We start from the raw sequence: 2,351 nt of genomic DNA on the forward strand, positions 1-2,351 counted from the left end.
CTGGAGCGGATGCGGGAATGGCTGGACGCGTCATGACCGCTGCCCGGCGCGGGGGAACCGCGGCCCGGCACTCGGGCACCGCTGCTCCTCGGGCACGCAGGGCGACGGGTGTCGGTGCGGCATGCTGCACTGGCGTTTGGTCCGGATGCGTCCGGATGTGACCGATGAGACAGAACTTCACCGAGGAGAGTGCCGCGTGAGTGCCGAAACGACCGTGCCGTCCGCGCTGCTGGCCGGCGACGACGGTTCCAACTACACCGCGCGGCACCTGCTCGTCCTGGAGGGCCTGGAGGCGGTCCGCAAGCGCCCCGGCATGTACATCGGCTCGACCGACAGCCGCGGTCTGATGCACTGCCTCTGGGAGATCATCGACAACTCCGTCGACGAGGCGCTCGGCGGCTACTGCGACCGCATCGACGTCGTGCTGCACCCCGACTCCTCGGTCGAGGTCCGGGACAACGGGCGCGGCATCCCGGTCGACGTCGAACCCAAGACCGGGCTGTCCGGCGTCGAGGTCGTGATGACCAAGCTGCACGCCGGCGGCAAGTTCGGCGGCGGCTCCTACGCGGCCTCCGGCGGCCTGCACGGCGTCGGCGCCTCGGTCGTCAACGCGCTCTCCGCCCGCCTCGACGTCGAGGTCGACCGCGGCGGGCACACCCACGCGATCAGCTTCCGCCGCGGCACCCCCGGCCTCTTCACCGAGACCAGCCCGGACGCGCCCTTCGAGCCCGGCAACGGCCTGACCAGGGCCCGCAAGGTGCCGAAGACCCGCACCGGCACCCGGATCCGCTACTGGGCCGACCGGCAGATCTTCCTCAAGGACGCCAAGCTCTCCCTGGAGACGCTGCACAGCCGCGCCCGGCAGACCGCCTTCCTGGTCCCCGGCCTCACCATCGTGGTGCGTGACGAGCGGCTCACCGAGAGCGAGAAGGTCGAGGAGAGCACCTTCCGCTTCGACGGCGGCATCGCCGAGTTCTGCGAGTTCCTGGCCCCCGACAAGCCGGTCTGCGACGTGGTGCGGCTGCACGGCGAGGGCACCTTCAAGGAGACCGTGCCGGTCCTGGACGACCTCGGGCACATGACCCCCACCGAGGTCACCCGTCACCTCGGTGTGGACATCGCGCTGCGCTGGGGGACCGGCTACGACACCACGCTGCGCTCCTTCGTCAACATCATCGCCACCCCCAAGGGCGGCACCCACGTCACCGGTTTCGAGCGCTCGCTGGCCAAGACGGTCAACGAGGCGCTGCGCGCGGGCAAGCTGCTGCGCGTCGCCGAGGACGACATCACCAAGGACGACGCCACCGAGGGCCTCACCGCGGTGGTCACCGTCCGGCTCGCCGAGCCGCAGTTCGAGGGCCAGACCAAGGAGGTGCTCGGCACCTCGGCGGCCAACCGGATCGTCGCGGCTGTCGTCGCCAAGGAGCTCAAGGCCTTCCTGACCTCGGCCAAGAAGGACCAGAAGCTCCAGGCCCGGGCCGTGCTCGACAAGGTCGTCGCGGCCGCCCGCACCCGGGTCGCCGCCCGGCAGCACAAGGAGGCCCAGCGCCGCAAGACCGCGCTGGAGACCAGCTCGCTGCCCGCCAAGCTGGCCGACTGCCGCAGCGACGACGTCGACCGCAGCGAACTGTTCATCGTCGAGGGGGACTCCGCGCTCGGCACCGCCAAGCTCGCCCGCAACTCCGAGTTCCAGGCGCTGCTGCCGATCCGCGGCAAGATCCTCAACGTGCAGAAGGCCTCGGTGAGCGACATGCTCAAGAACGCCGAGTGCGCCGCGATCATCCAGGTGATAGGGGCCGGCTCGGGCCGCACCTTCGACATCGACCAGGCCCGCTACGGCCGGGTCATCTTCATGGCCGACGCCGACGTCGACGGTTCGCACATCCGCACCCTGCTGCTCACCCTCTTCCACCGCTACATGCGGCCGATGGTCGAGCAGGGCCGGGTCTTCGCCGCCGTGCCGCCGCTGCACCGGATCGAGCTCACCAGCCCCAAGCGCGGCCAGGAGAAGTACCACTACACCTACTCCGACGCCGAACTGCGCTCCACGCTGCTGGAGTTCCAGCGCAAGAACCAGCGCTGGAAGGAGCCGGTACAGCGTTACAAGGGCCTGGGCGAGATGGACGCCGACCAGCTGGCCGAGACCACCATGGACCCGCGCCACCGCACGCTGCGCCGGATCAACCTGGGCGACCTGGAGCAGGCCGAGAGGATCTTCGACCTGCTGATGGGCAACGACGTCGCCCCCCGCAAGGAGTTCATCGTGGACTCGGCGGCCACCCTGGACCGCTCCCGCATCGACGCCTGATCCCGGCCGTGCGCGAGGGCCCTCCACCCGTGGGTGGAGGGCC

Annotated in this window: 1 protein-coding gene; it reads left to right on the forward strand. The window is 70.3% G+C overall.

Annotated elements, in window-relative coordinates; all coding sequences use genetic code 11:
* Positions 1-196: 196 nt before the first annotated feature.
* The gene (locus ACIQOV_RS37775) at positions 197-2,308 is read left to right on the forward strand and encodes a type IIA DNA topoisomerase subunit B (protein WP_380540089.1); all 2,112 of its coding nucleotides are present in this window, start codon (positions 197-199) and stop codon (positions 2,306-2,308) included.
* Positions 2,309-2,351 lie beyond the last annotated feature (43 nt).

The organism is Kitasatospora sp. NPDC091257 (assembly GCF_044757675.1).
Lineage (GTDB): Bacteria > Actinomycetota > Actinomycetes > Streptomycetales > Streptomycetaceae > Kitasatospora > Kitasatospora lactacystinica.